This window comes from bacterium (assembly GCA_030019025.1).
GTDB lineage: Bacteria > Hydrothermota > Hydrothermia > UBA1063 > UBA1063 > UBA1063.
In genome coordinates, this window is the sequence record JASEFR010000042.1 from 1 (window position 1) to 6,521 (window position 6,521).

Annotated in this window: 4 protein-coding genes; all 4 read left to right on the forward strand. The window is 39.8% G+C overall.

The window, feature by feature from the left end; translation table 11 throughout:
- The first annotated feature begins 232 nt into the window (after positions 1-232).
- Genes QMD82_08295 through QMD82_08310 form a run of 4 tightly spaced genes read left to right on the forward strand, consistent with a single transcriptional unit; the run spans position 233 to position 6,315 of the window.
- Positions 233-2,779 (forward strand): hypothetical protein, encoded by a 2,547-nt coding sequence (locus QMD82_08295; protein ID MDI6851916.1) that lies wholly within the window; start codon positions 233-235, stop codon positions 2,777-2,779.
- Entirely contained in the window at positions 2,757-3,635 is an 879-nt protein-coding gene (locus tag QMD82_08300) for a hypothetical protein (protein ID MDI6851917.1), read from the forward strand. The genes QMD82_08295 and QMD82_08300 overlap by 23 nt, the downstream gene beginning before the upstream one ends.
- A complete protein-coding gene (locus QMD82_08305) occupies positions 3,632-5,920 on the forward strand; it encodes a DNA methyltransferase (GenBank protein MDI6851918.1) in 2,289 nt (762 codons plus the stop codon). Before QMD82_08300 ends, QMD82_08305 begins: the two co-directional genes overlap by 4 nt.
- Positions 5,920-6,315: a hypothetical protein gene (locus tag QMD82_08310; protein MDI6851919.1), complete on the forward strand. Its 396-nt coding sequence runs from the start codon at positions 5,920-5,922 to the stop codon at positions 6,313-6,315. Before QMD82_08305 ends, QMD82_08310 begins: the two co-directional genes overlap by 1 nt.
- Positions 6,316-6,521: the final 206 nt, after the last annotated feature.

The following is a 6,521-nucleotide window of genomic DNA, read 5'->3' on the forward strand; positions in this document are numbered from 1 at the left end:
GATGAATACGCCTTATCACAGTGCGTCAGACTTCATCAACACAATAGTTGACGAGGTGTTGGAAAAATACGACAAGTATCTGAAAGAAAAAGAAGAACATAGAAAAGCAAGTCGAAAAAGAGGCTGAAAAGAAAATTGATAATTGCACAAATGAAAAAGATTAATGAGTACAATGTCATTATGTTATCTCACATACTCAGAGGGAATATTTCGTTATCTTTAGGGTGGTCTCATGAAAATAGCTGATGTAGTCAAACTTAGAGATGAAGTGATTAAAGGCGATATTCACGGTTGGGATAGTTTAAGAGGCATCTTTGAACATGGAAAAGAGGAGAGTCCTCAATACATTTTTGGTAGCACTTATCCTTCTGTAGAAATATTGAATCTGTTAGAGGCGATAGATGGGAAACTCAAAGGCTCTAAGAAAGCTGGTTTCTTTGAAATAATGGGAGGTTACGGTACAGGCAAGAGCCGTATCTTGTGTCTTTTGTATCATTTGTTCAAGAATCCAGGTATTGGAAAAAAATGGCTTAAGGAAAACAAAATAGGCTTAGATTTACCCGAAGGTGCTACTGTTTTGGCTTTTTCCTTGATGGATTACCCGCCGAATTATCTCTGGGAACCCATATTTCAAGGTCTCGGTAGAGAGGATTTGTTGAAAAAAGTTACAATTTTTCCTGGAAGCGGTCTTTTGAAGAAGGCTGTGGCAGACAAGGGAGTCACTATCATCATAATGGATGAGGTTGAGAGTTGGTATAAAGGGGTTAAGGACAAGGACAATAATTTAAATTTTCTGCAAGTGTTGGCAGAAGTAGCGTGCGAAGAGAAGCCCAAGTTGCTTGTGTTCTGTGCTTTGTACGGTGAAGTTGGGGAAGTTTTGGCGCGGATTGACAGGGTTGAACCCTATCGCGCAAATTTGACACTATCAAAGGACAGGCACAAAATCATATCGTTCAGGCTTTTTGAGGATGTCGATAAAAAGGCTGCCTCGAAAATTGCAAGCACCTATTTGAAGCATTATCATGATGCGGAAGTTGAGATACTGAATCCACCATCATATGAACACAGAATGGCAGAGTTGTATCCTATACATCCCGAACTAATCGATGCTCTATTGACCAGATACAGTAGTTCTCCAAATTACCAGAATACTCGAGGCGTTCTGTGTTTGTTAGCATCAGTTGTCGCAAAGAAATGCCAAGACATCGATTTGCTTTTGACGTCTGACATTGATATGAGTGAAGGAGATCTGTTATCGCTTGATAGGATCCTCGTTGAGAATACGCAGAAGGACGCGGAGGCCATAGAAAAGGATACTGTGAGAAGCTTACTGAATACTATTCTGCTTTATTCTTTTGGGGAAGGCAGAAGTGCCGGAGCCTCAAGAAATGATGTCGTTTTAGGTACCCTTCGGCCTGGAATGAACATTAATGACATCGATTCTGTCCTTTTAGATTTGCCCAATATTGCGCCTCATGTTTGGATTAGGGACAGCAAATATGTTATCGGTTATGAGGCAAATATCGTTACGCTGATTCAAAATAAGGCTCTTGAAACCGTCGATAGAGGAAAAATCAAAGATGCCTTGGATATTATTAAAGCAAGGTTGAGGAAAGACCTTTCTTACCTCATATATCATCCTGACAAAGAACTTAGAGACGATATTGAAGAGACTGATACTGACAGAATAAGAATTGCTGTTTCCCTTAAGACCCTGAATCAATCTGAAATCAATGAATTTTACAAGGGTAAGAAATTTGCTAATAGATTAATTCTGTATATCCCGAAAAGCGAAGATATAACTAAAAATGAAGACCTTCTGGTTGTAGCTGAGAGGCTTCGTTTATGCGATCAGTATGAAAATGAAGTCTCAGGAGAGAATAAAACCCTGCTTGACAAGCTTAGAAACAGAGATAGCAGGTCCTTGAGAGAGAAGATCTCTGAGATTTATGGATATTGGGTTAAGGTTACAGGATTCGAGGACGGAGAAATCAAGTACCGACTTGTTCCTTGCAACTTAGACGAAGTAAGGTCCAATGTTAAAGCGAGCTATGATGTTGAAACAATTCGGGGTGAAATTCTTAAGCATCTGGAAGGAAAGAATAATGGGCTGAGGCTCGAGGACATAAAGTATGATTTTAAGGCTACTCCAGGCAAGCCGATAATCGTAGTTGAAGCTCTTCTTGAAGAGGCTCTGAGATCACTATATGGACAAGATAAGATAGTAATAGAATATAAGGGCAAGCGCATGCGTAAGCCAGACCCTCTTCCTTCTTTTAACGATGATATGAAGGTTATTCTGAGCAAGTATGTTCCTTCTCCAGAGGAGTTTATTGAAGAAGAAAAGGTTGCGGAAAGAAAGACTGAGGAGGTCATTAAAAAGATACCCAAGGCTCTCGAAGAGTTTATTGAACCCAAGAGCGAGGAGATTATTGAAAAGGAAGAAGAAAGAAAAGCGCCGTCACAGACAATTGAGACATCTGAACATTCGTCTCCTTTTAGCCTATCCGTTGAAGTTGAGAGGAAGGTGCCAGATGGCATGCAAATTAAAGGTATCGCGTTGGAATTTTCTGGTGGCTCTTTTGACGATTTCAAGTCATTCAATACTTTTGTCAATTCTTTGAACATTAGGAAGCCTAAGGTACCCGATGTTAAACTCAAGTTGGTTATCGAAGGCCCGATGAGTAAGAAGGAAGTTATCGAATTGATTGATAAGTTGCCTCGCTCTCTGGGTAGAGGCATTGTTAAGGCTGTAGTTGAGGCTGAGAAGATTGCGTGAGGATTACATTAGACGACTTGTCGAGTCTGATAATCCCATAAAAGAGACTTGGAAGATTTTGATTGAGTTGTGGAACACAAATTCTGGCTGTGATGAATACTTCAGGCAAGAAGACGCTGTTTCTGAGTTTGAACGGGAGTTGAACAATGTCTTTTTTGAGATATATGATTACCTGTACAAGCAGATAGCAAAATCGTCTTTCAAATTTGAAACCCCCTTAATCATTGTTGATGGTATGAGCATTAGGGAGGGAAATCTTCTCTTTAAAGACTTGAAGGAAAACGGTTATGAAATCCTTGAGTATAGCTATGGTTTCTCGGCTTTGCCATCTATAACAGAACGGTTTAGAGACATTATAGATATTAAGTATACTGAAATCAAGAGTGGTAAGGTTCCTTCTGAGATAGATTTTAAATTACCAGTTTGGATTTCTTATCCCGATGAAATTCTGCATCATGCCGCAAGAATTATCCCTCCTCCCGAGGCGTATAACAAAACTAAACATTTGCTACTTGAGGTTCTGAGGAGGATTAAAGGGGCTGATGTGACGATAGCCTCTGATCATGGCTACATAATGGTCAATTCTGTTTGGGCTTTGGCTGGGGGTGATAGAAAGTTTTTGAAGGAACGAGTTTTCGGGTCGAGTCGATACGTTGAGATAGTAGAGGCTGAGCAGAAGGATTTGGAGAGACTAAGGGGACTCCCCAAGGATGCAAGTTATGTTCTAATAGATGATAACTATTGTTATGTTCGAGGCAGATATTTCTGGCCTATTGAAGGCTATGGTAAAGTTGTAGCTCATGGCGGTTTGTCTCTTATGGAGTGCGTAGTCCCTCGAATTAAGGTGAGGGTATGAGTTACATAGCAAAAGATTTTCCGATCGAACGGCTTAACGAGGTCGCCCTTAAAGAAGCAAATGCCAAGAAGCCCATCTATCAGCTTCACAAGTGGTGGGCAAGAAGACTTGGCAGCATATTCAGAATGATAATTTTGACTGCATTCTCACCCTTGGGTATTTCCGAAAATGAGCTCTGGAGAAGATTTTATCAAAGAACGGATTTTCATGAGAAAATAATCCTTGACCCATTTATAGGCGGAGGAACCACAGTTGTCGAGGCCCTAAAGCTTGGTTGCCGAATTATTGGGATAGATATTCATCCTGTTGCCTGGTTTATAACAAAGAAAGAGGTTGAACCTTTAAATCTGGACAGATTCAAAGAGGAATTTACTAAACTTGAGGAAAGACTGGCAGACGAAATTAAGAAATACTATAAAACCTTGTGCCCAAAATGCGGCCAACAAGCTGACGTAATGTATGTTTTCTGGGTAAAGAAAGTCAGATGCCTTAGGTGTGGAAATGATGTTCCACTTTTTAGCTCCTTCAGAATCGCGTCTCTCAGCAAAAAGCTACATGTAGTCTTCTGTCCGTCATGCAAAGAAATAATTGAGACGGAAGATATAGACAAAGAAATTACTTGTCCAAATTGCGAAAGAACATTTACACCATCTGACGGGTATATCAAAGGAAAACACTATTTCTGTCCATGTGGGGATAAGAGTGAAGTTTTAAGATCTGTTAGGCGGGAGGGAAAAATTCCAAAAGCAGAGATGTACGCTATAGAGTACTATTGCCCTTATTGCGATGAGCGAGGGTACAAGAAAGCCGATGAATATGACAGGAAGTTAGAGCCATTGTTTGGGCATCATGCTTACTGGCCCCCAAATACACCGGTGGAGAACAACGTTTGGGGAACAAAATATGGAAGAGGAACTTTTACAAGTTATGTTGACAAAACACTCCGAGCAAAAAGCTACATGCTTCATCCTTATGAGATCATGTCCAAAAATGGCAACTCGGATAAGGTTACAGTTGGACATGATTTAAAAGGTTATTTGGGTAAGGATTTTGATGAAATCTTGAGACAAAAGGCTAATGTAATGTTAAAAGCTCAGACATCAGAAGACCTCTCATTTATACCTGAAAAATCCATTGACGCAATCATCACAGATCCCCCATACTATGATAATGTGATGTATTCCGAGATATCAGACTTCTTCTATGTTTGGCAAAGATTGGCTCTCAAGGATAAGTATGAGTGTTATCAAGGAGAATATTCGCCACGTTCAAGAGAAATCATAAAAAATCTTGTGCAAAACAAGAATGACGATTTCTTCTTAAAAGGTTTAACCAACGTATTCAAAGAATGTAACAGGGTACTCAAAGACGACGGATTGATGGCTTTCACTTTTCATCATGAAAGAAGCGAGGCATGGGCATCTACACTTAGGGCGATACTTGAAGCTCGTGAAGAAGGATGGCCACGTTTTGTAATTTCAGCAATATACCCAGTTAGGTCCGAGGCAAGGGTTGGTGTGCATGGCGGAGGCATCCGGTACGACATAATCATAGTTTGCGAAAAAACCTTTGAAGAACCTGAGAGGATAAGTTGGGAAACACTCAAAGACAGAATTCATGAGAAGGCAAGAGAAGTCCTTGAAAGATTATGGCTTTCTGATAGAGATTTGAGGGATGAGGACATGTTCGTTGTCACTATGGGCAAATGTCTTGAGCTCTTTTCGAGACATTACCCAAACATATTCAAAGATGGTAACCAAGTGAAGGTTGAAGAAGCTGTAAGCAACATAGATGACATAATCGACTCGCTCCTCAAGATTAAGGATATTGAAGCATTACCTGGAACAATTGACGAAATGACGAAAATATATTGTAGCTATCTTGCTGGATTAGACAGCATCAGCTATGATGCATTACATAAGAGATTAAGCAAGGGAGGAATGGAAATAGGCGCATTTATGAAGGAAAGCCTGATAGAAAAAGCCGGGAATAGTGTCAAGATTTTGAACCCTCAAGAAAGAAAGCTGTACATAGAAGAAAAAATCAGAAAAGGAGAAGTTCTCTCGACAATAGACAAAGTCCATTTGATTTATGTAGTCTACGCAGAAGGAAAACCAATACTTAAATACCTCTCAGAATATGGGGGAGAAGACGTTAAAAAAGTCTCTGAATTAATATATAAAAAGACAGGGGACGAGATTTACGCAAAGATAGCAGGAGTGGCAACTACGATACCTAAAAAAGTAAAACCCACAACACTTGAAGAGTTTATTGGTGAAGATTAATGAAAGACCTGCAACTCATGGAAGTAGGATATAATCTGATCGAGAGAAAATTGATAGGAAAAGGCTTTGAAGAAATGAAAGATAAGATAAGCATCATAGAATTCCTTAGAAGACTACGTAGGAGACAAACCATTAACCAAAAAATCGCAGTAATAGGGCTCGAAGAAGCTTTGCTGGCAGGAGAAGAAACAGCCAGATACATACGTAAAATTCTGGTTGATTCAACAAGCATGTTACGAGCCCACATCATACAATTTCCAATAAATGGAGAACTCGTTCTTAACAGAGAACCAAAAATAAGGTACAAAGCCAAAGAAGTCAGTATAGCGCCCATTTTTGGAAACAGAATAAAACCAAAAACAGTAGGCTTCTTTCACTCCCCACCAAATATATAGTAAATTTCGTAAAGCCAGAATTTAGAAGTGCGACGCCACCACGTTTTCATGCAAAACCTTCTTTTGACTTTTCCGTGAAATCTCCCACATAGCAAAACTCATATTACCAATAGATATGTAATGTATCCACACAGCCAAACTGATTGTTTTGCGGAACCTTTGGCGGGAAAAGAAAGGTTTACCGAGTATAGAAGAGGAGGAAGCCA